We start from the raw sequence: 26,470 nt of genomic DNA, 5'->3' as shown, positions 1-26,470 counted from the left end.
CACAACTATATATTCATTTAAAAACTTCTGACAAAAATTAGAAGTAACAACACTCATTTCAATTATGATTAACATTGTTTTATTTGGAAAGCCTGGAGCAGGAAAAGGAACTCAGGCAGAATTTTTAAAAGAAAAATATAATTTAACACATCTTTCAACAGGAGATATTTTTCGTTTTAATTTAAAAAATGATACAGAACTAGGTAAAAAAGCAAGAGTTTTTATGGATAATGGAGAATTAGTTCCATGCGAAGTAACAACTGCAATGTTAATTGATGAGGTAAAAAAACATCCAGATACAGCTGGATTTTTGTTCGACGGTTATCCAAGAACAATCAACCAGGCTGAGGCTTTAGATAAATTTCTGCCAACAATTGGGTCAAGCGTAACTGCAACAATCGCTTTAGAAGCAGATGACGAGATTTTAGTAGCACGTTTATTAGAAAGAGGAAAAACAAGTGGAAGAGCTGATGATCAAGACGAAGAGAAAATTCGTGTAAGATATCAAGAATACAACGAGAAAACAGCTCCGCTAATTGGATATTATAAAGAACAAAATAAGTTTCATGCCGTAGACGGTATCGGAACGATTGAACAAATTACAGAGCGCTTAACGTCAGTTATAGATAATTTGTAGAAGCTTTTTCCAGCTGTACGTTACAAGTCCTCGCTAAAAAAACTATTTTTCCAAACCCTAAAACGAGCTTCCGCTGGTCGCTGTTTTATGGCAGGAAAAATTAGTTTTTTTAGCTCCGGGCTTTTTACTTCCATCTGGGCTAGAATAAATTGAGAGTACAAATTGCATTTAACAAGACCATTTTATAACGAATCCCCTATCAATTGGAAATACTAATTATATTTTTTCTAATTCTCTTAAACGGAGTTTTCTCCATGTCCGAAATCGCTTTGATTTCTGCCCGTAAAAACAGGCTTGAAACAGCCGCGAAAAAAGGCAATAAAAGTGCTAAAACAGCACTCGATTTAGCCAATTCGCCAAACAAATTTTTATCTACAGTCCAAATTGGAATTACCTTAATCGGAATTTTGACAGGTATTTATTCTGGAGATAAAGTAACTGCAGATGTTGAAATTTTCGTTGCCGGTTTTGCATTTCTAAAACCTTATGCACACTCAGTAGCTGTTGGAATTGTAGTTGTAATTTTAACTTTCTTCTCATTGGTTTTAGGAGAATTACTTCCAAAACGAATCGGATTAAATTATCCAGAAGCAATTGCAAAAATGGTAGCAATGCCAATGAAAGTAATCTCTATAATTACAGCACCTTTTATCTGGCTTTTAACATCTTCAACAGATTTTCTATTGAATGTTTTTCAGATAAAACCAACCGCTGACGGAAAAGTTACAGAAGAAGAAATTAAAGCCATAATTAAAGAAGGAACCGAAGTTGGAGAAGTTCAAGAAATTGAACAAGATATTGTGGAACGTGTTTTTCATATTGGTGATAGAAAAGTAAACTCTTTAATGACGCATCGCAAGTCAGTCGATATGCTGCCATTAAAAGCAGATAAAGAAAAGATTAAAGAATTGGTGGTTCAGGATCTGCATACGGTTTACCCAGTTTATAATGATAATTACGATGATATAGTTGGAGTAGTAACTCTTAAAAATATCTTCGCTAGTATCGAAAATGATAATTTTGATTTATCAGCTATCGTTTCTGATGCGCCTTATTTAATGGAGCAGACAACAGCTTACAAAGCGTTGGAAAATTTCAAGAAAACTGGCGTTCATTATGCTTTAGTTTCAGACGAATATGGAGTTTTTCAAGGTTTGATCACGTTGAATGATATTCTGGAGGCTTTAGTTGGAGATGCATCTGAATTTTATAAAGATGAGTTTCAGCTTATAGAAAGAGAAGATGGTTCTTGGCTGGTTGACGGGCATTATTCGTTACACGATTTCTTAACTTATTTTGAGTTAGACGAGTTGACAAACGATTACGAAGTAAACACTGTAAGCGGCATGATTATGACGGAGCTTTCTCATATTCCAAAAGAAGGAGAAAAATTAGTCTGGCAGAAATTCGTATTAGAAGTTGTCGACATGGACGGCGTAAAAATTGATAAAGTGCTTGTAAAAGCGCTTAAAGAGTAGAGAGAATTTGTTTCAAGTTTAAAGTTTCAGGTTTCAGGTTAGCGCAACGCACTTAACTTGAAACTTGAAACCTGAAACTTAGAAACTACACATAAACAAACAAAAATGACAGAAGGGAATTTTGTAGATTACGTTAAGATATATGTTTCTTCCGGAAAAGGAGGAAAAGGATCTACGCATTTACATAGAGAGAAATTTATTGAAAAAGGTGGTCCAGACGGAGGAGATGGAGGCCGCGGAGGGCATGTATATTTAGTTGGGAATAAAGGACTTTGGACATTATTTCATTTAAAATTTGCACGTCACATTAAGGCTGGACACGGTGGAGATGGTGGTGGAGACCGCAGTACAGGTGCAGATGGAGAAGATAAAATTATTGAAGTGCCGCTAGGAACTGTTGTAAAAGACAAAGAAACTGGTGAAACGCTTTTTGAAATTACAGAACACGGAGAAAAACAAATTCTTGCAAAAGGAGGAAAGGGAGGTTTAGGAAACTGGCATTTTAGAAGTTCGACAAATCAAACGCCTCGTTACGCACAGCCAGGTTTGCTTGGTATAGAAATGGATGTAATTTTGGAACTTAAAGTTCTGGCAGATGTTGGTTTAGTTGGTTTTCCAAATGCAGGAAAATCTACTTTATTATCTGTTTTAACTTCGGCAAAACCCAAAATTGCAGATTATCCTTTTACAACATTAAAACCTAATTTAGGAATTGTTGCGTACAGAGATTTTCAATCTTTTGTAATAGCTGATATTCCTGGAATTATTGAAGGTGCAGCAGAAGGAAAAGGTTTAGGACATTATTTCTTAAGACACATTGAGCGTAATTCGACTTTACTGTTTTTAGTTCCGGTTGATACGCCAGATATTAGAGCTGAATACGATATTTTGGTTAATGAATTGACGAAGTACAATCCTGAAATGCTGGATAAAGAACGTCTTTTAGTAATTTCAAAATGCGATATGCTGGATGATGAATTAAAAGCAGAGTTAAAAGCAGAATTAGATGTAACATTCAAAGATGTTCCTTACATGTTTATTTCGTCAGTTGCTCAGCAAGGTTTGACTGATCTGAAAGATAAACTTTGGAAAATGCTTAACGAATAATACAATACGTACCATTCTATAAATATAAAACCCGACAATTTCTATTGTCGGGTTTTTACTTTTTGTGCAGAAAACAAAAAGCAGAAAGGATTTTACTTCTTAACTAAATCCTATAACTATAATGCGAAGTTTTTAGAAACTCCAATGTTTAATGTTTTTCCAAAATCAAAACCTAAACGTTGTTGTCTTGGATCATTTTTTCCGTCAAGATTATCGTAGTTAATTCCTCCAATAGAAAAATTCAAACCAAATCCGTTTTTCATATTGATAAATAAAGCAGGTGTTAAACTTGCATACATTCCTTTTGCATTGTTTAAGGAAGTGTTTTGGTATCCTACGCCTAAATCTGTGTAGAAAGAAAACATTTGAGAAAGTGGTGTCGAGTAACGCACAAAACCTCCAATTTTATATTTTTCTGTCTTGTCAGTTCCTGTACTTTTTACATTCATGATTGAACCTTCGACCCCAGCTGTCCATTTTTCAGCAAATTGATATCCAGCTTTTGGAGAGAATTCAAAATTTTCAAGTTTAGAATCCCCAATTTTCTCCGAAGAGAATCCAACATTTCCACCCAATAAAATCGAGTTTTTCTGCGCACTTGCAATAGTTGTAACAAGTATTACAACGGCTAGTAATAATTTTTTCATTTTTCATTTATTAAATTGGATGGCAAATTTAAAACAAAACAATTTGTAAGAAATATTTTAGATAATAAATTTTATAATGAAAGTTAATTTTTACAAATAATATTAAATTTTAATTTTTAAAATAACTTTTTTAGAGATTTTTGGTTGTTTTCATGTGTTTAAAGTATTGAATTTAATATTTACTTACATCTTACTAAAATTATGAATTTCGCAAAATCAGACTTTGTTTGATTTAGTATGTTTTGTTTTTTGGAGTTATGGTTATTTTTTTTGCGAAAATGAGTTATATTCGCATCACTTAAACAAAATAACATGAAAAAAGTAGTTTTATTCTTGACCATGTGCCTTATGGCTTTTCCAGTAAGAGCCGATGAGGGAATGTGGTTCTTGATGTTTATCGAAAGATTGAACCATAGAGATATGGAGAAAATGGGCTTGCAATTGACAGCCGAAGAAATTTACAGCATTAACAATCATAGTTTAAAAGATGCGATTGTACAATTCAATGGAGGGTGTACAGCTGAAATCGTTTCAAACAGCGGATTGGTATTGACTAATCACCACTGTGGATATAGCGCGATTGCAGAACTTTCAACAGCAGAACAAAATCATTTGAAAAATGGTTTCTGGGCAAAAAATCGTTCAGAAGAACTAAAGCCTAAATCTTTATACGTTCGTTTCTTTGTTCGTATGGATGATGTCTCAAAAAGAATCTTGTCTAAAGTAAATGATACTATGACAGAAACGGAAAGAAACAAAATCATTCAGCAAGAAATCGCTTTAATTGAAAAAGAAAACAGCGAAAATGGAAAATACACTGTTTCTGTTCGTCCTTTCTTTCAAGGAAATGAATATTACTATTTTGTTTACCAAGATTACACAGATGTACGTTTAGTGGGAACTCCTCCTGAAAGTGTTGGTAAATTTGGTGGAGATACAGACAACTGGGAATGGCCTCGTCAAACTGGAGATTTCTCTATGTTTAGAGTTTATGCAGATAAAAACGGAAATCCTGCGGCATATTCTAAAGACAATGTGCCTTTGCAGCCAAAACACCATTTACCTGTAAGTTTAAAAGGAGTAAAAGAAAATGATTTTGCAATGATCTTAGGTTATCCAGGAAGAACAAACCGTTGGATGCCAGCTGGAGGAATTGAGCAAAACATTAAATATGCTTATCCTGCTTGGGTTGAAGGTGCAAAAACCGGAATGGACGTAATGAAAAAGTATATGGATAAAGATGCAACTGTTCGTTTAGACTATGCTTCTAAATATGCTTCGACTGCAAACTACTGGAAAAACCGTCAAGGTATGATTGATGCGTTGACAAAAGCTGGAACTGTTGATACAAAGGCAGAACAAGAAGATAAATTCTACGAGTGGGCAAGTAAACCTGCAAACAAAGAAAAGTATGAGAATGTAATTCCGACTATCAACGATTATTACAGAGAAACCAACTTAAAAGCGCGTCACGATAATTATTTGACACAGCTTTTACGTACTTCTAGTTATGCAACTGGACCTGCTAATTTAGGAAATGCATTAATTGCTTACTACAAAGAAAATGATGCTAAGAAAGCAGAAATGCTTCCTAAAATTAATGCATTGGTTGAAAGTATCTATGGTGAATTTTACGCTCCGTTAGAAAAAGATGTTTTAACTGCACAGTTAAATTTATACGCTTCTAAAGCTGCCGAGTACGGACTTGCTTCTGAAGTTGCAAAAATGAAAACTGCTAATAATGGTGATTTTACTGCAGATGTAGCAAAAGCAACAGAAATTAGTTATTTTACTAATAAAGAAAAAGTATTGGCGTTTTTAGCAGATCCAAAACCATTGGCAATTGTACACGATCCGTTGTATATTATTTCTAATGATTTATTGACGAAATACCGTTCTAAAACAGATGATCAGGCAAAAGCTGATGATGGTTTTGCAACTGCTTACCGTAAATTGGTTGAAGGTTTAAGAGAGTCAAAACTAAATGCGATTAAATATCCAGATGCAAACTCTACTTTGAGATTGACTTACGGAAAAGTTCGCGCTTTACCTGCTGATTCTCGTAATAACGATGCTAAAATTAATAACTATACAACAATGGAAAGTATGGTTAAAAAATACAAAGCAGGAGATCAAGAATTTGATTTACCATCTCGTTTATTAGAGTTAAACAAGAAAAAAGATTACGGACAATATGCTGACAAAGCAGGTTACATGCCAGTAAACTTCTTAACTGATAACGATATTACTGGAGGAAATTCTGGTTCGCCGGTTCTTAACGGAAAAGGAGAATTAATCGGAATTGCTTTTGACGGAAATATCGAAGCTATGGCTGGAGACGTTATCTTTGATCCTAAATTACAAAGAACTATCAACGTTGATATTCGTTATGTACTTTGGATTATTGACAAATACGCTGGAGCTAAAAACATTATTGATGAATTGACGATTGTGAAATAATCTGATTTTTATTTAAAAGTAAAACCCGATAAGTTTCTTCTGAAAACTTATCGGGTTTTTTATTGTTTTTAACTTTTGTACAGTATTTCATCCTGAGCTTAAGGCTTGACAATTGGAACGGGTCTTCGACTTCGCTCAGACTGACAAAAATATAGATTATATACTTTCCTTGGAATTTAAAAATTGGAATTTCTAATTCACTTTTACTCGAATTCCTTTTGTGTGACTTGCAAATTCTGGAGCGTACATACTTTGAATTGTTGTAATTCCGTTTGAGAATTCTCCGCTGTTATTTACTCGAATGTCATATTCTAAAACATAAGTTCCTTTGTTTATTTGATCAAAGAAGAAATGTGTTGCCGCATCTTTTGTGCTCATATAAAATCCGAGTCGATCTTTGTATTGATATTCAGAAAGTACATTTACAGGTTCAAAACAAGAAGCTCTCATATCTTTCAAATGAATATATTCTGTATCTTCTTTAGCTGTAATAATTAATCGAACTGTAACTAAATCTCCAGTTTTTAAATGATTTTTAGTTGTGATTTTTTCTAATTCATTCCCTTTCACGGTGTTTCTCTTGAGATATAATTCCTTTGAAACCGATAAGACCGATCCTGTGTTGTTTTTAATTTTGTCTAAATCTTCAAAATACTGCCAATACACACCTCCAAAAGCAGGGACTTTAGATTTGTTCTGAATTTTGATCGAAGCCATTTCTTTTTTTACTTCATCGGCTTTCCAGTTTAATTTGATGTAACCTGTTTCTGCTTCTTTTTCATTTTCGGATAATTTTTTGGTCATGATTTTTTCATCTCCCAATTTTATCACAGTATTGTCTTTTACAGAAAGCCAGTCGGTTCCCTGCATTAATAAAGCATAAATTGCTTCAGTTGTAGATTTTGTGGTGGGCCAGTTTTTAGTTTGTTTGTTTTTTAATAACCAAACTTTCATCGCATCAGCAGATTTTATATCTTGAATAACTTCGGCGAAAGCCTCAATTAATAAAGCCTGAGTTTCTATAGGTGCCTGATACCAGTACCAACCTGTTTTATTGGCAATCCAGTACATTCCCCAATCTTCATTATTTGAAGAAGTTTCTTTTAGGCTTTCTATAATTTTTTTTGCACTTTCTTTTTCTCCAAATCGGTTTAAAGTTAAAGCGGCTAAACCTTTTTCATAGATCGAATAATTCAGCCAGTCTTTTTTGGCAGTTTCAAGATATAATTTTGTCACTTTTTTTAATGTGTCAGAAAGAGGATATTTCTCCAAATAAAAACTTCTAGTATACAGATAATGTAAATCAGAATACGGATTGATCCAGATTAGTTTATCGACTGCTTTTAAGTTCTTGGTTCTCATTTTATGATAATCCAAGAATTTGTCATCCAAAAACGGAATTCCAGTTTTAGTAATTTCACTGATTTTGGCTGTATTCGTTTTGCTTAATTTTTCTAAATGTCCTAAACCCGCCAAAATATGTCTGGTAATATATTCACTTTCAGAACCGCCGTCAAACCAAGAAAATCCTCCTGATGGTTTTTGCTTTTGTTTTAATTTTTCGAAAGCCGCTTCCTGCGACGTTCTTATTTTCTCCAAATCAAATAGGAGAGATAAGTTTTTTTTCTTTTCATCTTCAGATTGAGCGTCATTCAGCCAAGGCGTTTCAGCCAGAATTAGTGATTTTAATTCCTCGTTTTCTTCCAGTTTTGAATTTGGTTTTCCATTTTTTCTCCAATTTTCAAATACCGCAGCAATCTTTGGATTACTGGAAATGATTTCCGAGGCTAGAGCATTGGCATAATATCTTGCAAAAGTTTGTTCTGCACATTCATGTTCGTACTCCATTAAATAGGGTAAAGATTGAACGGCAATCCAAGTTGAATTTGAAGTATATTCGAGCGTAAGCTGATGATTCTTTAAAGTCGTTGAATTATTGTTTTTTAAGTTTTCGAAAGTGTATTCTTTAGTTGAATTTTCACGAACCCAAATCGGAATACTTTCTGTCACGAGCATATTATTGGTCAGAACAGGAAGAATGTTTTCTTCTCCATCAGAAAAATTACCTGCTTTTGCGACGATTTTATATTGAATACCTTGTAAACCTTCAGGAATTGTTATGGTCCAGTTTGTTGTTGTATTTCCGTAAGCTGGAATTGTAAAGTTTTTGATGTTTTTCGCATTCAGCATTTTGGCATCGATTGGCTGCATTGTTACCGCATCAAAAAACTGTAAACTTGCGATTCCAGTTTTTGCTTCAGCAGTAACATTTGAAATTTTTGCACTTATTACAATAGTGTCTTTTTCTCTAAAGAAGCGCGGGAAATTCGGTAAAACCATTAATTCTTTTTGAGTAATGACACTTTTTTCCAAATAACCAGAAACTGCATCTTTATTGTGCGCAAATAAACGAAGTTTCCAAGCCGTTAAAGCTTCTGGAGATGTGAAATTGAAGCTTACTTTTCCCTTAGAATCGGTTTTTAAATTCGGAAAAAAGAAAGCCGTTTCAGAAAGATTTTTTCTCGCTTTTACTTGTGTTAGGGCTTCAAGAGCTTTTTTAGTTGTAATGAGTATTACGCCGTTTGCAGCTTTGCTTCCGTAGAGTGCTGTTGCTTTATTTGATTGTAAAGTTTCAACAGAAAGGACCTCATTTGGATTAATATTTTTAAAATCGTTTTCAGATATAATTTTTCCATCAGCAATATATAAGATATTTGCATTATCAGATTGACTATTACCGCGAATCATTATTTTATTCAAAGGACTTCTAATTGTACTAATTCCTTTTACAGTTTGAACAACATTTGACGAATAATTATAAACCGGAGCGCTCTCTTCAATTAAAGCAGATGAAGGACCGCTTCCGACAGGTTCATCTACAGTAAGAACAGCGTGAGGATTTTCATAAATTCTGTTGAGAATGTTGAATCCAAAAGTATTTAGAAAAGTTTTTTCGCTACGCAGTCTTGTAAGAATCGAATTCGAATTTAAAAGGGGAATATTGTTGTATAATATGTCAAAACCTAAGATGGTTTTGTAATTAACTAGGTTGTGAGAGAAATCGTTAAAACCTAACGCTTCCCAGTTTTCTTTGCCAAATTGATCTAATGAACTATCATACATTGCAGCTAAAACTTCGGATTCTTTTTTTGTATTAATTGCATTTAGTTTGAATGACCAATTTTCATTGCTTCCAGGCTGAATTTTACTTCTGAAACTTTCTATATCCCATTCTAATTTTTGCGTTAGCGTTTTTAAATTGATGTTTAACTCTGAGTTGAAATTTTCATTTTCAAAAACAGATTGGAAACTAATCTTAATCGAGTTTTTGAATTCATTTTTTAGTGGTATTTTTATAAATGTTTCATGATTTTGAAGATGAAAAGTTTCTTCAAAAAATATTTTACTCTCATAATTTCCTGTTGTTATAATATAAAGTTCTGGAATGACAGAAGTTAACTTTAGAAAAACAAAACCATCTTTTTTAGGATCAGCATTAATTTGCTCCGTCTTAAATAATTTACTTGGATCAAATTTATCTTTACTTTGTATTATTTTAAAATTGGTTGTCGATTCAATAAAATTGTCAAAATCATCTTTTGCCGAAAAAACAATTTTGTAGTTGCCCGATTTATAATTTGAGATAAAATCTAAGATTAAGTTTTTGTCTTTTTTGGTGTCAATTTTTTTAGAATAAACTAAATTATCTGTTGTATTTTCGACTTTTGCTGTTGCGGTTTTTTCGTAAGGAAATAGTTTGTCAAACTCTTCTTTTGGAATAGTTTCTACATCGGGTACTCCCCAAATTCTTTTTTTAAACTTATTAGAAAGAGGCGTTTCAAAATATATTTTGATGTCGCCTTTTGTTGCTAAAAATTCATCATTTAAATTTGTGCTTAATATCTTAATCTCATTTTTGTTTTTTGTTTGGATTTCAGCAGGAAGTGTGGCGTTTAAAACCAAATTGTGATAACCAATTTTTACATTTGTTTCTTTATCATGAGTTTCTCCGTTAATATCTGTAACAGACACCTTTATTTGATAGTTAAAAACAGGTAATTGTTTTTTATCACTGTTTTTAGAAGGCGAAGCGATAAAATCAATACTGAATTTACCCAAAGCATCAGTTGTAGTTTCTCCAGACGCTATAATTTCGCTTTCTTCTGGAGTATAATATTCTCTAAAATTGCGTGTGTATCTAGTAACTGTATAAACTACTTTTGAATCAGAGATATTGCTTCCTGCAAATGCTTTAGCGTTTCCTTTTATCTTAACAGATTTGTTAATTTTAAAACTTTCTTTTTTAGGCTCAAATGTAACTTCAAATTTAGGACGTTTATATTCTTCAACTTTAAATCCAGCTTGAGAACTTTCAAAGTTAACGTAATCCCAAAATGGGTGACCTTGCTCTTTTTTGTAAAGTGTGTCTTTTTCTATTGCATCAGACTCTTGTGCTTTAATAATAAAATTACCTGTTAGTGCGGATTTAGGAAGAAGAAATTTACCAGAAAATGATCCGAAATCATTTGTTTTGACTGCAAATTCGCAAATATCTTTATAATTTGGATCTTGAACAGTAATTTTAAAAGAAGTATTTGAAATAACATTAGATATATCGTTCTGTTTCTTAATTGCAATTCCTTTGTAATAAACGATTTGTCCAGGACGGTAAATAGCACGATCTAAATAAAATTGTACTTTCCCTTTTATTTTATCCTTCGTATTTGTTTTATTATTATAATATTGAAAGCTTTTGCTGGTAGTAAGCGTGTCATTTATTGTCGAAAATTCGATGTTATAGCTATCGTTAATGTCATTACTTACCATATAATAAGCCAAACCATTTTTGTCTGTTTTAATGGTATAGTTTTGAGATTTTATATTTACGTTTTCAATTGGTTTTCCTGTTTTTCGATCCAAAACTTGAAAGGTTTGCTTTAATTTGTTTTGAGTGGCTAAAACGGTTATGTTGGAGGTTGTTATGCTTCCATAAATTGCTAATTTTTTATCTTGATCTGAATTGTTTTCAAATTCAACCAAATAAGAACCTGTTTCCAATTTAGGCAGAACTACTTCTGTAGTATGATCGAAATAATCTTTTTTGTCTATAAGTGAATAGGTTTGACTTGTAAATAACGAATTTTTTTTAAGAATTGAAGTTGTTATACTGTCTCTTTTGGTATAAGAATTATTAAATTCAGCAAGCTGTTTTTGATTGATTTTATAAAATGAAATTCTTAAGCGATCAACATTTTTATATTGAATATAGGCTCTTGTGTTTTCGTTTACGTAGCTGTTTCGTAGAATCTGTACGCTTAAAGATTTATAAAGTATATTTTCTTTTAATCGAATCGCTAATTTAAAAGCATTAGAGCTATTGTCATTTTTAAATATACTATCCAATATTGCAATAGCTTGAATGTTATAATCTGGATGTTTTTCTTTTGAGGCTTGCTGATGTAAACTAATGGCTTTTTCTAATTGAATTTTCTGAATTAACAGTGCATTACTTGTGCTTTTTTGAAGATTTATTAATGCATTAGTATAGTGCTCATCTAAATTAATTAAATAAATTTTACAAAATCTTAAGCGGTCAAAGCTGTTTTCTAAAGTTGGATTGTCTGATTCTTTTTTTTGATATAGCCTAAGTGCTAACCTAAGGTTTTGATTTTTGACAAAATCAAAATTCAATTTAATGAAATCATTTGATTTTCCTAAAAGGTCTTTTTTGTAAGGGATGAAATCATTTTTTATAATTTCCCAAGTTTTAATTTTTTGAGTATAGATGTTTATATTTTCGTTTAAAACATAATCAAATACAGTTTCATCTTGCTGTTTGTTTTCTTCTGAAAAATCAAAAATGGCTTTATATTTTGTTAACGATGTGCTTTTTAAAACAATTTCATTTTCCAACGATTTTTTTGACGCTTCATTTACTTCATTAATAAAATTTATTTCAGTCCAAGTCAAAAAATCATTGTCTAGATAAGCTGTATTCGTTCTTTTTTGAATTGTATAGCTATTTTCTTGATAATAATCATTCAAACATCTCGCATAAACCAAATTCAAAATCGCCTTCGACGGGATAGAAACCCGGTTAATATCTGTTTTGAGATTGTTTAAAATTTTGGTCTGCGCATTTTTATCAAATACCTGTAGATATTTAGATTGATAGAAAAAGCATCGTATCATCTCAACTTCATCTTTTTGATTTATTGCTTTTTTATAAATCTTTGCAACGATCTCACTTGCAGATTTTACTTTTCCTTCATTTTCCAATGAAATGACTTGAGTCCATTTTTTATTATTCTCTTGTCCAAAAATTACTGAAGAGATCAAAAAAAGTAGAAAGATTATATTTTTCATAGTAAAGTTTTAATCTATAGATGATTATTTTTTAGGAAAGGTTGGTAAAGATTGGAATTATTTATGAAATAATTTTCGCACAAATTAATAATTTATTTTTAAAACCAAATAGAGCATACTATATTTCCTTATTTTTGAAAAATAATTAACTGGTTTAATCGTTGAATTGTGTATTCGTTTAATCGAATTAATGGTTCAACATATAAACGATTCAACGTATTCAATGAAAACACATTTCATCGCCATTGGCGGAAGCGCAATGCACAACCTTGCATTAGCATTACATAATAAAGGATATCAGGTTACAGGAAGTGATGATGCTATTTTTGAACCTTCAAAATCAAGATTAGAGAAAAAAGGAATTCTTCCTGCAGAAATGGGCTGGTTTCCAGAAAAAATTACTTCGGATATTGATGCGATTATTTTAGGAATGCACGCAAAAGCGGATAATCCTGAATTATTAAAGGCGCAGGAATTAGGTTTGAAAATCTATTCGTATCCAGAATTTTTATATGAACAATCTAAAAATAAAACTCGTGTTGTAATTGGTGGTTCGCACGGAAAAACAACCATTACTTCGATGATTCTTCATGTAATGCATTATCATAATATCGCTGTCGATTATATGGTAGGAGCACAGCTGGAAGGTTTTGATACTATGGTACATCTTACAGAAGAAAATGATTTTATGGTTTTAGAAGGAGATGAGTATTTATCTTCTCCAATTGACAGACGTCCGAAATTTCATTTGTATCAACCCAATATTGCTTTGATTTCTGGAATTGCCTGGGATCATATTAATGTTTTTCCAACGTACGAAAACTATGTAGAGCAGTTTGAAATTTTTATTGAAAAAATTACAAATGGAGGAATTTTGGTTTATAACGAAAATGATCCAGAAGTAAAACGTGTTTCTGAAGCAGCGACAAATCCGATTAGAAAAATTGCGTATTCAACTCCAGAATATTCTGTGAGTGATGGTGTAACTTTACTGAAAACTCCAGAAGGCGATATGCCGATTGAAGTTTTTGGAGCGCACAATTTGAATAATTTGGCCGGAGCAAAATGGATCTGCCAAAATATGGGAGTAGACGAAGAAGATTTCTATGAAGCAATTGCAAGTTTTAAAGGTGCGTCTAAACGTTTAGAGAAAATTGCAGAAGGAAAAGGAAAAGTAGCGTATAAAGATTTTGCCCATTCGCCAAGTAAAGTAGCTGCAACAACTAAAGCGGTAAAAGAACAATATCCAGACAGAACTTTAGTAGCTTGTTTAGAATTGCATACATACAGCAGTTTAAACGCAGAGTTTTTAAAAGAATATGAAGGAGCATTAGAATACGCTGATGTTGCAGTAGTTTTTTATTCTCCAGATGCAGTGAAAATTAAACAATTAGAGGAAGTTACCTATGAACAAATTGCAACTTCTTTCAATAGAAAAGATTTAATTATTTATACCAATCCAGCTGAATTTAAAGATTATTTATTCAATTTAAATCTCGATAATTCTGCACTTTTATTAATGAGTTCTGGAAATTACGGAGGATTAAACTTCGATGATGTAAAAGGATTGGTTAATTAGATCATATGTCAATTTGAAAATTAGATAATATGCTGATCGCTTTATGCAGTCGGCATTTTTTTTTTTAAATCTAATTTTCAAATTGAAACATTTTCTAATTCAAATTATCATATTTAAAATGTCCCACAATTGTATAATCAAACAGGCAGTCTTCCAAAACTTGTCCGCCTCCAACATTATGTACGATAAGATTTCGTTTTCCATCTGAGGATTTTTTGCTGGTTACAATTCCAATGTGCGGCAATTTATCGTTTATCATCCAAGTAACAAGGTCACCAGTTTTGTAATCTTTTGCATTTTGCGTAACTGGCAATTTTGTGCCTTTTCGTTCAAAAAAAACTTCTAGATTTGGAACTCTTCTATGATCAATATTGGTGTCAGTTTTTGACATTCCCCATTTTTTAAGATTTGGATAAAGAGAAAAATTAGCCACCATATCTTCATGAACTTCCTTTTGCAAATCGATACCTAATATTCGGTAAGAACGAATTATTACATCGGTACAGACTCCTTTGCCTTTTGGGACATCACCATTTGGATATTCAATTTTAAAATAAGACGGATCATAATCTACTGAAGGATCTATTATAGAAATTGCAGCTTGCGACAATCTTTCGGGAAAATCTGTGGGCAGATTTTGGTTGGAAAGTGCCAGGCTTTTGGTTTCTTTTTGCTGACAAGAAACAAAGAGTAGCAAGAAAATTGTAATAGATAATGATTTCATTTTGAGATAGATTAGTTTTTAAAGGTAATCAAATTTAAAATTGATTGTATTTGTTTGAAAGATTTTTCTTCTTTTTAATATCTTCGCTTCTTATAAAATTATTCTAAATTATGGAAAAATCTAATTTTCCAATCACGGACTGGTCCGAAGATGATAAGCCTCGCGAGAAATTAATGTTGAAAGGAAAGGAAGCATTAAGTGATGCCGAATTAATTGCAATCTTAATTGGTTCGGGAAGTCGAAATGAATCTGCAGTTTCTTTAAGTAAGCGAATTTTATCAAGTGCAGGAAATCTTAATGCTTTAGGAAAATTGTCTATTTCAAGTTTAATGCAATTTAAAGGAGTAGGTGAGGCAAAAGCAATTTCTATAGTTGCTGCATTAGAATTGGGCAGAAGACAAAGAAGTGAAGATGCGCTAATATTCAAAAAAATATCTTCTAGTAAAGCTGTTTTCGAGATAATGCAGCCAATTATTGGACAACTTCCTCATGAAGAATTTTGGATCCTTTTTCTTAATAATTCTAATAGTGTTATTTCAAAGTCTCAATTGAGTAAAGGAGGTATTACAGGAACTGTTGTAGATGTTAGATTGGTTTTTAAATTAGCAATGGAAAACGGTGCTACAGCTTTGATTTTGTGTCATAATCATCCATCAGGAAATCTGACTCCCAGTGAGGCTGATAAGCAAATTACAAAGAAAATTAAGCAGGCCGGAGAAAGTCTAGATGTTAAAGTTTTAGATCATTTGATTATTACTGAATCAAAATATTATAGTTTTGTAGATGAAGGAATTTTTTAATGTATGAATACCAATATTACAGACATTTTTTTTGATTTAGATCACACTCTTTGGGATTTTGATAAAAATTCAGAAATGGCTTTCAATCGTATTTTTAGAGAAAAATATACAGAAATCAGCACTGAAGATTTTATTAAAAATTACATACCTATAAACCAAGAATGCTGGCGATTATATCAAAACGATAAAATTACGCATCAGGAATTGCGTTACAATCGTTTGAAGTTTTCTTTTGATGCTTTGAACTATGTGATTTCCGAAGAAAATATCTTTGAAATTGCCAATGATTATATCGAGTTTCTGACCGATAATAATTATCTTTTCGACGGCGCTTTAGAAGTTTTGGAGTATTTAAAACCTAAATATAAACTTCATATTATTACTAATGGCTTTGCAAATGTTCAGGAAAAGAAAATAAAAAATGCTTCTCTAGGAGGTTATTTTTCTACGATTACAAATTCTGAGTTGGCTGGCGTTAAGAAACCAAATAGTATTATATTTGATTATGCATTAAATCTTGCTAATACGGCAAAGGAAAACAGCATCATGATCGGAGACGACTTTGAAGCTGATGTTACTGGTGCTTTAAACGCTGGCCTAGATGCTATTTTTTTCAATGAAAAAAAACTGGATATTTCTGGAAATTATAAACAAATTAACCATTTATTAGAACTAAAAAAATATTTATAATGATGAAAATTAAATTTTTACTAACTGCAATTTTATGTTCAGTTGCTGGATTTGCGCAGTCTGTTAATGATTACAAAGCTGTAATTATCCCTCTAAAATACGATTTTATAAAAACCGATAATCAATATCGTCTAGCTACTTTAACTAAACAAAATTTAGTTAAAGCTGGATTTCAGGGCTTTTATGCAAACGAGCAGCTTCCTGAAGGCTATACAGATCGCTGTCAGGTTCTATATATTGATGTAGTGAGAGATAATGCATTCTTGGTAACTAAGCTTATTGTACAGTTAAAAGATTGTTTCGGACAAGTTGTATTTACTTCAGAAGTGGGAAAAAGCCGAGAAAAAGAATATGAAGTAGCTTATAAAGAAGCACTTGATAATGCTTTTAAATCTGTTTATGCACTTAATTATAAATATAGTGGAAATCCAGTTGCTGCTGCCAAAACGCCAGCTGCAGTTAAAACTACTGCATCAGTTGCTGCCACTACGACAGCTGTAAATAATACAGTTGCAAATAATACACCACCAGCGTCTCAACTTGCAGTTGCTGCTCCCTCACCAGACCTAAAAGATCCGAATTTATTATATGCACAGCCAACGGAATCTGGTTACCAGTTAATAGACAAAACACCAAAAGTAGTAATGAAGCTTCTTAAAACTTCTCAAACTAATGTTTTCATCGCTATAAAAGATAATGTTCAAGGGTCGTTGATTTTAAAAGATGATGGACAATGGTACTTCGAATCTTATCAAAATGATAAATTGGTTTCAGAAAAAATTGTAGTTAAATTCTAAAATACAAATCCGGTTCAATAGCCGTATTTATCTTTCCAACGGTTCTTTAAAAATTCTCGGTTGCTGTTCTCTCTAGAATTGCTTCCAGGATTATAAAGAACCGTTTCTTTTATAGCATCTGGCAAGAATTCTTGCTCTGCAAAATTATTAGCATAATCATGAGAATATTTGTAGTCGTCGCCATAACCTAATTCTTTCATTAATTTGGTTGGTGCATTTCGCAAATGAATTGGAACTGGTAAATCTCCAGTTTGCTTTACCAATTGCTGCGCATTGCCAATTGCCATATAAGAGGCATTGCTTTTAGGAGATGTCGCAAGATAAATAGCACATTGGCTTAAAATAATTCGGCTTTCAGGATACCCAATAGTGGTAACGGCCTGAAAAGTATTGTTGGCCATAATAAAAGCTGTCGGATTGGCATTGCCAATATCCTCGCTCGATAATATAAGCATTCTTCTGGCAATAAATTTAACGTCTTCGCCGCCTTCAATCATTCGCGCCAGCCAATATACAGCACCATTTGGATCGCTCCCGCGAATTGATTTTATAAAAGCAGAAATTATATCGTAATGCTGTTCGCCTGTTTTATCGTAGAGAACAGTGTTCTGCTGTACCAATTCTAACACGCGATCGTTGGTAATTAGTATCTCGTCACCTGCAGATGCATTAATTACCAATTCAAAAATATTTAGCAATTTTCTTCCGTCACCGCCAGAAAGGCGTAATAAAGCTTCAGTTTCCTTAAGATTTATATTTTTTGTCAGCAAATAGGTGTCGGTTTTCATTGCACGCTGTAATAATGCTTCTAAATCGGCTTTTGTGAAAGCATTTAGTATGTAAACTTGACAACGTGACAATAGTGCAGGAATCACCTCAAAACTTGGATTCTCTGTCGTAGCTCCAATTAAAGTTATCCAGCCTTTTTCGACAGCTGCTAAAAGTGAATCTTGTTGTGATTTACTAAATCTGTGAATCTCATCAATAAAAAGAATCGGATTTTTGGCTGTAAACAATCCACCGCTCTGTTTTGCTTTTTCTATAACATCGCGTATATCCTTTACTCCAGAATTTATAGCACTTAAAATGTAAAATGGTCTTTTTGATTCTTGTGCTATAATTTGTGCTAAGGTTGTTTTTCCTGTGCCTGGAGGTCCCCAAAAAATCAAAGAAGGAATTATTCCTTTTGAAATTTGCTGTGTTAAAGAACCAGTCGGACCAACCAAATGATGCTGGCTAATATAATCTTCTAATTGCTGCGGGCGAATGCGTTCTGCTAAAGGTGCTTCCATTCTGCAAAATTAGTATTTTAACTTTTAAATTTTATTTATTGAAAGTTAAAACAGTTGATTACAAGAAGGATTGTTACAATTTGAAACAATTTTGCTGTTTTGAGATATGACAAAATATCAGTAAAATATTTTTGGATAGTTTTTTGAGTTCTCAACATTATTATTGATAAAAAATATGAGCGATACTAATTTTAAATTTTCAAATTCTGTAATTGGACTTCCTTTATTTTTTGTCCTTTTTTTATGGATTATTTATTGGATGCAGATTCGATTTGATTTTGATTTTTATCGATACGGAATTTATCCACGAGATTTTTTGGGATTGCAGGGTGTTTTGTTCAGTCCGTTTATTCATGAAAATTTAGACCATTTATATAATAACAGTATTCCGCTTTTAATCTTACTCGCAGCAATACAGTTTTTTTATCCAAAACTAACATTTGGAGTAATTGTTTATGGAATATTATTTTCTGGAGTAATTACGTGGATAGTTGGGCGAGAGAACTTTCATATCGGAGCCAGCGGTCTAATTTATGTTTTGGTAAGTTTTATTTTCTTTAAAGGAATTCAAACTAAATATTATAGATTAGTTGCTTTGTCTTTAACCGTAATTTTACTTTATGGCGGAATGATTTGGTATGTTTTTCCTGATGTTGATCAATCTATTTCTTGGGAAGGCCACTTGGCAGGTCTTATTAGTGGTTTTGTGTTGACATTATTCTACAGAACTCCAGAATATGCAAAACCAATTGTTTACGAGTGGCAGCGTCCAGATTTTGATCCCAGTAACGATCCTTTTATGAAACATTTTGATGAAGAAGGGAACTTTGTGAATATTTCACATGAAGAAGAGAATCAGGAATATTTTTCATCTAGTTATCCTGTTAATTATATTGTGGTACGAAAATCAGAATTAGATTCTGAAGATTGATTTGATAGTTTATTATAATGAAAAAGTTTAAATTTGTTAGTGTAACAATTTAATCTACATTATTATGAAAGAAATAAGGATTTTAGTTCTCTTCTTATATTTCGTTTTTAGTAGTAAATCTATTGCTCAATGTGAGGTTAAAAATAGGGTACAGGCGGATGGAAGTATGGAATATTATTTTGATCCTGCCGTATTCTACACTACCAAATCAAAGTCGTTGAAAATTAATATAGTTACAGACAAGGAACATTACTTTGTTGCTCTGCAGCCAACACCATTTCCAGATAAAAAAATTGGTAAAAAGATCAATGATGATTTAGTAATTCATCTTGCGGATAAGAATACGTATAAATTAACACATTATGATACTCAATACCGCAGAAACGATTCTATAATGCAGGTGCTTTATTTAATTGATGAAAAAGATGTGGATGCTTTTTCGAATTATGAAGCGGTAACTGCAGAGATTAATATGAAAGGGACTGAGTTTGTGAGAAGTTATAATTTTAAACTTCATAAAAATGCAATTATGCATCAGCTTAATTGTTTTTTAAAGAATGAAGAGCAATAATCATTCTTCTTCATCTTTTAAATGATGATCATTCTTGCTGGCAATTTCCTTCTGAATATTTCTCAAAAGATTATTAAAGCTTACTGTAAGCGAAGCAGCATTGGTTATTTGGGTACCGCTATTCCTTGGGAGATATTCGTTGGCATAACATAATTCAATTTGAATGTCATCTGAAAATAAATAACCAGCACCAATGTTTAGTCTATTTCTATCAAAGAAACTTTCTCCTGTAACTTTAGCTCCTGACTTGAAATAAATTTCATCAGAAGCCACAGCATAAACAACACCCTTTCTTAAAACTTTACTATTTATAGGCTGCAGGTATTTTATTTGCTGGCGGTATCTGAATACATTTTCATAATCATCGTCCTGATTTCTCATATGACGAAATTCTGTTCGCATTCTCGTACTTAAAGTATATCCTGTTTTGTGAAAATAGTAAATCCCTTGAAGAGCAAAACGCCATTCAGGAGATTCAAATTGTCCAATTTCCGGAACATCTCTGTTGTTGTAATGCGCAACGAAAGTTGAAAGCTTCCATCTAGGGGAGTAGTAATAATGTGCCCAGCCTCTTACAGATCTTTGTATTGTATTTTCGAATAAATTTGATGAAGATGCAGTACTGCTATATGCTGCTCCTAAATCAATTTCGGTCGACCATTTTTTGCTTAGAGTTTGATTAAACTGAAACTCATTCCAAAATTGATTATATGTAGTATTTTGTCCGTAGCTGTTTGTAATCATCAAGACTACAAACAAGCATCGGATTATGGTAATTATTTGATTTGGATTAGATTTTGAAAGCATTAATTAAAGTTTTAATTATTCATTCTAATCTTTATTTTCAATGCAAATTAACTTCTTTGGCGAACGGCTTCGTATAAAAATGCCCCGCAAGCAACAGAAACATTTAAAGATCCTATTGAACCAAACATTGGCAGTTTTGCTTTTTCATCGACAATCTTTAAGACTGACGGATTTATTCCTCTGTCTTCAGAACCCATGATTATTGCTAAGGGATCTGTAAGCGTGATATCATAAATATTTTGATCAGTTTTTTCAGTTGCAGCTACTGTTTTAATTCCAGACCCTTGCAAATAAAAGATAGCATCTTTAATGTGTTCAACTTTGCAAATGGGCACATTAAATACTGCACCAGCAGAAGTTTTTACGGTGTCTCCATTTACAGGGGCTGATCCAGCTTTCTGTACAATAATGCCATTTACACCTGTGCATTCTGCTGTTCTTATGATGGCACCAAAATTTCTAGCATCAGAGATTTGATCTAATATTAAAAATAATGGTTTTTTTCCAGATTCAATAGTTGATTCAACAAGATGTTCTAAATCTATAAAACCAATAGGAGAAATAGTTGCAACTGCACCTTGATGATTATTAGGAGTAAGACGGTTTAGTTTTTCAACAGGGACATAAGAGAAGTTAATGTTGGCACGTTTCATTACCTTCATTAAATCTTTCATTAACTCACCAGAAATCTCTTTCTGAATAAAGACTTTATCTACTTCTTTTCCTGCTTGAATTGCTTCTATGATGGCTCTAATGCCAAATATTTGATGTTCTTTTTCCATGAGGCAAATATAGGTAATATGTTTATATAAAAAAACCGCTCTGAATTAACAGAGCGGTTTTAAAATATTATTGAGTTTAAAAATTATTTTTTAGCCCAAATTAGTTTAGTGTCTAATTCATCACCACCAATTGCAGCAGCAGCAGCAGCAACATTCTCACCATTCAACTGTTGTAAGTTAACTGGGTAAGTAAATCTGTCTGGCATTGCACTTAAACCGTTTAAAGCAACAAATGTATAAGTTGTTACTCCAGCTTGTGGTACATTGAAAGGATGAGATTGACCAGGTTTAAGAATTGTACTTGGGAATCCAGTTCTTCTATATTCAGCATATGCCTCATATGGCTGCATGAAAAGAGCGATGTATTTTTGAGTAATTACATTTTCTTGCGTTGGTGCAGGTAATGTTGCAATATAAGCATCAATTTTAGCTGGAGTAACTCCCCAACGTAGCATAGATGCTCTTACACCATTTTGGTAGTTTGCAACACTCCATCCATTGTTTTCAGACAATAAGAATTCAACTTCAGCATACTCCATTAAAACTTCTGTGTAATCTTGTTTTAAAACATTTGAACTCCAGAAAGAAGTGCCTGGTCTTTGTCCAGCTGCTTGAGCACTTGTAATACCATATGGCATACCTACGTACTGTGTTAAATCATCTGTTTCAGCATACGTTTTGTTTTTAACAGCTGTTTCAGAAGCTGTTATAGGTGCTGCATACTTTTGTAATCTTGGATCAACTCCAAAATTACCAGTTTGTCCTTTTAATAGTTCAACGAATGTATTTGAAATAGCAAAGTCAGTTCTGTTTCCAATAAAGAAATCATTGTAGAATGGACTAGGTAGTACATTGTCTGCTTGGTATGTTAAACCAACAGTATCAGCATTAGAAGTCATAACTCCACCAGCAATAGCTTCAGCAATATGTGCTTCAGCTCCAGGAACAACACCTTTAACTCTAGTTCCAATTCTTAATCTTAAAGAGTTAGCAAATTTAATAAGTTTTGCAGGGCTTCCAAAAAGACGGTCACCTTGTGAAAATACTGTTTGATTTGTTTCAACCATTGCAACAGCTTCTTTCAATTCCTTCATAAGATCCGCGTAAATTTTAACTGCAGGAGCAAATTTAGGCTTGATATATGTATCTTTTTGTAAAGCTTGGAAATCTGGGTCAGTAGTTCCATAAGAATAGTAAGGAACGTCGCCATAAGCATCTACAAGTTGTAAGAAAGTATAAGCTAACATTACTCTAGCTGCAGCGATTTGGTTATTATTACTACCGTAAGCAGCATTTTTAATTTTTAGCTCTGGATCTGTATTCATTTGAATAACAGTTTTAAAATCGATAGCTGATAAGTAATAATCACCGTATAAACTTTGATTTGTAACTTCTCTAAATTGGAAACGATCCTCTTCAGTGTAGTTTCTTTGTGCGGAATATTGAACCCATGGTAATGCCATTCTACCCGAAGAAAAACTTCCTCTAGAATTCGTCATTAAGTTGTATACAGCACCGTTGAAAACACCAACAGATGTAGTATTTAATATGTCTGGCCTGTTAGGGTTTATGTTTATTTCTTCTAATTTATCATCACAGCTTACAGTAGTAGTAAGTAGTGTTGCAATTGATAATATTGATATGAATATTTTTTTCATCTTGATTTTTTTTTAGAATTTTAATTCTAGATTCATTCCGTATGTTCTAGTTGAAGGCAAAGAACCTCCCTCTAAACCTTGAGTGTTACCACTACCATATGAAGCCATCTCTGGATCCATTCCTTTCCAATCTAATCCCCATGTAAATAAGTTTCTTGCGAAAAGAGAGAATCTAATGTCAGCGAAAGGTCCGATAATTCTTTTTGGTAAAGTATATCCAAGAGTAACCTCTCTTAATTTTACATAGCTCGCATCAAAAACGTTCATAGCATCAAGTCCATAGTGTTGTTGAGCCCAAGTTTGTCCAGGTAGTACAGAAGTGTTTTGTGCTCCATTTTCGTATACTGCATCAACCACAATACCATTTTCTCTCAATCCTGGAGTAGCAGTGTGCTCTAACATACCAGAGTAAGATCCCCACATGTGTGAAGTAGAGAAATAACTTCCGCCTTCTTGCATATCAATTAAGAAACCAAAGTTTAAGTTTTTGTACTTAAAGTTGTTTCTTAGACCCATATTGTAATCAGGAGTAATAGTTCCTAAAGCTTTAGGTGCAGTTGGAATGTAAGCTCCTTCAGCATCAACTACTTTGTTTCCGTTAGCATCGTAAGTAAAGTCAGTTCCATAGATTTGACCATATTGTTGTCCAACAACAGCTAATAATCTAGCTTGGAATGGAGCATTTGCAATAGTTAATTCGTTAACTCCAGGAATTAATTCACGTAGTTTGTTGTCATTTTTAGCAAAGTTCCAAGTAATGTCCCATCTGAAATCTTGTGTTCTTACTGGATTAACAGTTACAGTAGCTTCAATACCTTTGTTTTGTAGTTTACCTGCATTAAATAAAGCAAAGTTAAAACCTGTTGATGGATCAACTTGGATAGGAGTAATTAAGTCTGTAGTTACAACATCGTAGTAAGTTACATCAACACCTAATCTTCTGTCAAATAAGCTTAATTCTAAACCTACCTCTTTAGTAGTTTTTAACTCAGGTTTTAAGAATGGATTTCCTGCAGTTCCTGGTTGGCTGTATCTTGGAGTTCCTTGAAATGGAATTGCGATATCAGCATAGTTTTGTAATCTGTACGCTGTAGTTGCGTTACCAGCTTGTGCCCAACCACCTCTAACTTTACCGTAGTTTAACCAAGATACGTTAGTTAATTCTGAGAAGATAAAACTTCCAGTAACAGATGCGTAGTTAACAGGCTTGTATACTGTACTAAACCAGTCTTGTCTGTCTGTAGCTTCTAAGAATAAAAAGTCATCATATCCTAATGAAACGAATCCATAAACACTATTTGTTCTGTCTCTGATGTCTTCATTAGTAGATTGTGCAGGGCTTGCACTGTTAGATAAATTGTATTGACCTGGAAGTACTAAACCTCCAACAGTATTTCCTGAAACTCTTGTTAAGAATGAGTTTCTTCTGTTAGCTCCAGCAAAAGAAGCAAGGCTAAATTTACCAAATTTCTTGTCATAGTGTAGACGTCCTTCGTAGTTGAAGTCAGTTAATGTTCTTGAACTAGTTGTAAAACTTGGAAGCGCTTGTGAACCGATGGCAACTCTTTCTTGGATACCTAAGTTGTAGATATCAGCATAAACGTTACCTACAGCATATAAGTCTGGAGTAATGTTGTAAGTAATTTTACCATTACCATAGATTCTATTTCTTGTATCGTTTGATGTGTTCTCGTAGATAATCCAGTAAGGGTTGTCAGAATAGTTTGGTGTAGCGTTATTCCATGCTTTTCTGTTCCATGATCTTTGTTCACCAGTCGATAATTTGTAGTCTTTTAACTCATCATAATCCAATTGTCTTTGACCCCATTGGAAGAATTTTTGTCCTAAACCATTATCACCATATCCAACTTCAGGTCTGTTGAAACCTCTTGTTTGAACATAAGTAACCATACTTTCAACTTTAAGCTTATCACTCATTTTAGTGTTAGCGTTTAAAGTGAATGTGTTTTTTGTTAAGCTTGAGTTAGGAACAATACCTTCTGTTTTTTGGTTTGTAAATGCAAATCTAACTCCAGAATCTTGAGTGTTTTTAGCAAAAGAGATCGAGTTAGTTCTTGTAATACCAGTATTAAAGAAAGATCTAACATCGTTCTGAGGATTTACCCAAGATTTTTCTTTTAAGTAATCATTAGAAAATTCTGGATCAAATGCATTCCAAGGTAAATATTTTAAGTTTGGATCGTATTTTGGTCCCCAGCTTTCGTCTGTAGCGTAGTCAGCAATGTTATAAGTTTGGCCATTGATAACTTGTTGTTGGAAAGTAGATGAACTACCTCCTCCGTATTCATGTTGTAGGTTTGGCATGATATATACGTTTTCGAACGTAATACCTGTATTGAAAGCAATTTCTGCTTTACCACCTGATTTTTTAGCAGATTTAGTAGTATACAAAATCGCACCGTTACCAGCTCTACTTCCGTAAAGAGCAGCAGCAGGACCTCCTTTAGGTACAGTTACAGATTCGATATCGTCTGGGTTGATATCCGCAGATGCATCACCGTAATCTCTACCTCCAGCACCTCTTTGAGTGTTTGAACTGTTGTAGTTACCATTGTCTAATGGAATACCATCAATAACGATTAAAGGTCTGTTTTCACCTGTTACAGATCCAACACCTCTAAGTACAACTCTTGTAGAACCTCCCATTGTAGAAGGAGAAGTAACTTGTAAACCTGCAACGTTACCAGATAAAGCTGATACTGCATTGTTTGTACCTCCCTCATTAATAATACTTCCTTTTAAATCTTGTGCAGCGTAACTAATAGATTTTTTCTCTCTTTTAATACCAAGTGCAGCTGTAATTACTACACTCTCTAATTCTACAGAAGCGTCAGCTAATTTAACGTTCACTGTAGTTGAAGTTGCAGCTATCTCTTGAGTTTTCATCCCAATGTAGCTAAATACCAAAATTTGGCTTGGTGAGGCTTTGATAGAAAATTTACCATCAAAATCAGTTTGTGTTCCCGCTTTAGTTCCCTTAACTAATACACTAACACCTGGTAAAGGCATTCCGGCATTATCAGAAACTGTCCCAGAAACAGCTCTTTCTTGCGCAAATGATAATTGCGCAACTAGTACTAGTAAAAGCACTAAGAATCCATTGAACTTTAGTTTCATTTTTAA

Annotated in this window: 18 protein-coding genes; 10 read left to right on the top strand and 8 right to left on the bottom strand. The window is 33.0% G+C overall.

What is annotated here, in order from left to right; translation table 11 throughout:
- Positions 1 to 64 precede the first annotated feature (64 nt).
- The 3 genes from HYN86_RS21095 to obgE all read left to right on the top strand — a co-directional run bounded on the left by HYN86_RS21095 (position 65) and on the right by obgE (position 3,222).
- A complete protein-coding gene (locus tag HYN86_RS21095) occupies positions 65 to 637 on the top strand; it encodes an adenylate kinase (protein ID WP_057114947.1) in 573 nt (190 codons plus the stop codon).
- A gap of 203 nt (positions 638 to 840) precedes the next feature.
- Complete coding sequence (locus HYN86_RS02075; protein ID WP_113676555.1) at positions 841 to 2,115, top strand: hemolysin family protein; 1,275 nt, start codon at positions 841 to 843, stop codon at positions 2,113 to 2,115.
- A gap of 105 nt (positions 2,116 to 2,220) precedes the next feature.
- Positions 2,221 to 3,222, top strand: coding sequence for a GTPase ObgE (gene obgE / locus HYN86_RS02070; RefSeq protein WP_113676554.1), 1,002 nt, complete (start codon positions 2,221 to 2,223; stop codon positions 3,220 to 3,222).
- Positions 3,223 to 3,338: 116 nt separating this feature from the next.
- On the opposite strand, the gene HYN86_RS02065 is transcribed toward obgE, so the two are convergent.
- Positions 3,339 to 3,869 carry an outer membrane beta-barrel protein gene (locus HYN86_RS02065; protein WP_113676553.1) on the bottom strand — a complete coding sequence of 177 codons (531 nt, stop codon included), beginning with the start codon at positions 3,867 to 3,869 and terminating at the stop codon, positions 3,339 to 3,341.
- Positions 3,870 to 4,181: 312 nt separating this feature from the next.
- Between HYN86_RS02065 and HYN86_RS02060 the strand changes: the two genes are divergently transcribed.
- Positions 4,182 to 6,329 (top strand): S46 family peptidase, encoded by a 2,148-nt coding sequence (locus HYN86_RS02060; protein WP_113676552.1) that lies wholly within the window; start codon positions 4,182 to 4,184, stop codon positions 6,327 to 6,329.
- Between the two features lie 192 nt (positions 6,330 to 6,521).
- Here HYN86_RS02060 and HYN86_RS02055 read toward each other — a convergent pair whose 3' ends face one another.
- Positions 6,522 to 12,695, bottom strand: coding sequence for an alpha-2-macroglobulin family protein (locus HYN86_RS02055; protein WP_113676551.1), 6,174 nt, complete (start codon positions 12,693 to 12,695; stop codon positions 6,522 to 6,524).
- Positions 12,696 to 12,918: 223 nt separating this feature from the next.
- On the opposite strand from HYN86_RS02055, the gene HYN86_RS02050 reads away from it, so the two are divergent.
- Positions 12,919 to 14,274 (top strand): UDP-N-acetylmuramate--L-alanine ligase, encoded by a 1,356-nt coding sequence (locus HYN86_RS02050; protein WP_113679827.1) that lies wholly within the window; start codon positions 12,919 to 12,921, stop codon positions 14,272 to 14,274.
- Positions 14,275 to 14,368: 94 nt separating this feature from the next.
- Here the strand turns inward: HYN86_RS02050 and HYN86_RS02045 are convergent, their stop codons facing one another.
- Positions 14,369 to 14,998 carry a DUF1287 domain-containing protein gene (locus HYN86_RS02045; protein WP_113676550.1) on the bottom strand — a complete coding sequence of 210 codons (630 nt, stop codon included), beginning with the start codon at positions 14,996 to 14,998 and terminating at the stop codon, positions 14,369 to 14,371.
- A gap of 110 nt (positions 14,999 to 15,108) precedes the next feature.
- Between HYN86_RS02045 and radC the strand changes: the two genes are divergently transcribed.
- Genes radC through HYN86_RS02030 form a run of 3 tightly spaced genes read left to right on the top strand, consistent with a single transcriptional unit; the run spans position 15,109 to position 17,285 of the window.
- Positions 15,109 to 15,798 (top strand): RadC family protein, encoded by a 690-nt coding sequence (gene radC / locus HYN86_RS02040; protein WP_113676549.1) that lies wholly within the window; start codon positions 15,109 to 15,111, stop codon positions 15,796 to 15,798.
- A 3-nt stretch (positions 15,799 to 15,801) separates the two neighbouring features.
- Positions 15,802 to 16,488: a YjjG family noncanonical pyrimidine nucleotidase gene (locus HYN86_RS02035; protein WP_113676548.1), complete on the top strand. Its 687-nt coding sequence runs from the start codon at positions 15,802 to 15,804 to the stop codon at positions 16,486 to 16,488.
- Complete coding sequence (locus tag HYN86_RS02030; RefSeq protein WP_113676547.1) at positions 16,488 to 17,285, top strand: hypothetical protein; 798 nt, start codon at positions 16,488 to 16,490, stop codon at positions 17,283 to 17,285. Before HYN86_RS02035 ends, HYN86_RS02030 begins: the two co-directional genes overlap by 1 nt.
- Before the next feature lie 14 nt (positions 17,286 to 17,299).
- Here HYN86_RS02030 and HYN86_RS02025 read toward each other — a convergent pair whose 3' ends face one another.
- On the bottom strand, positions 17,300 to 18,577 hold the full coding sequence (locus tag HYN86_RS02025) for a replication-associated recombination protein A (RefSeq protein WP_113676546.1): 1,278 nt from the start codon (positions 18,575 to 18,577) through the stop codon (positions 17,300 to 17,302).
- 175 nt (positions 18,578 to 18,752) lie between these two features.
- Between HYN86_RS02025 and HYN86_RS02020 the strand changes: the two genes are divergently transcribed.
- Positions 18,753 to 19,508, top strand: a complete 756-nt coding sequence (locus HYN86_RS02020) for a rhomboid family intramembrane serine protease (protein WP_113676545.1) — start codon at positions 18,753 to 18,755, stop codon at positions 19,506 to 19,508.
- 64 nt (positions 19,509 to 19,572) lie between these two features.
- Positions 19,573 to 20,079: a hypothetical protein gene (locus HYN86_RS02015; protein WP_230406419.1), complete on the top strand. Its 507-nt coding sequence runs from the start codon at positions 19,573 to 19,575 to the stop codon at positions 20,077 to 20,079.
- Here HYN86_RS02015 and HYN86_RS02010 read toward each other — a convergent pair whose 3' ends face one another.
- The 4 genes from HYN86_RS02010 to HYN86_RS01995 all read right to left on the bottom strand — a co-directional run bounded on the left by HYN86_RS02010 (position 20,080) and on the right by HYN86_RS01995 (position 26,464).
- Complete coding sequence (locus HYN86_RS02010) at positions 20,080 to 20,886, bottom strand: DUF2490 domain-containing protein (protein ID WP_113676544.1); 807 nt, start codon at positions 20,884 to 20,886, stop codon at positions 20,080 to 20,082.
- 47 nt (positions 20,887 to 20,933) lie between these two features.
- The gene (gene rlmB / locus HYN86_RS02005; RefSeq protein ID WP_113676543.1) at positions 20,934 to 21,668 is read right to left on the bottom strand and encodes a 23S rRNA (guanosine(2251)-2'-O)-methyltransferase RlmB; all 735 of its coding nucleotides are present in this window, start codon (positions 21,666 to 21,668) and stop codon (positions 20,934 to 20,936) included.
- 83 nt (positions 21,669 to 21,751) lie between these two features.
- The gene (locus tag HYN86_RS02000) at positions 21,752 to 23,326 is read right to left on the bottom strand and encodes a SusD/RagB family nutrient-binding outer membrane lipoprotein (protein WP_113676542.1); all 1,575 of its coding nucleotides are present in this window, start codon (positions 23,324 to 23,326) and stop codon (positions 21,752 to 21,754) included.
- 12 nt (positions 23,327 to 23,338) lie between these two features.
- Positions 23,339 to 26,464 (bottom strand): SusC/RagA family TonB-linked outer membrane protein, encoded by a 3,126-nt coding sequence (locus tag HYN86_RS01995; RefSeq protein ID WP_113676541.1) that lies wholly within the window; start codon positions 26,462 to 26,464, stop codon positions 23,339 to 23,341.
- Between the last annotated feature and the right edge of the window lie 6 nt (positions 26,465 to 26,470).

It is taken from the genome of Flavobacterium fluviale (genome assembly GCF_003312915.1).
Taxonomy (GTDB): Bacteria; Bacteroidota; Bacteroidia; order Flavobacteriales; family Flavobacteriaceae; genus Flavobacterium; species Flavobacterium fluviale.
This window is presented reverse-complemented; position numbering and strand designations above follow the sequence as displayed.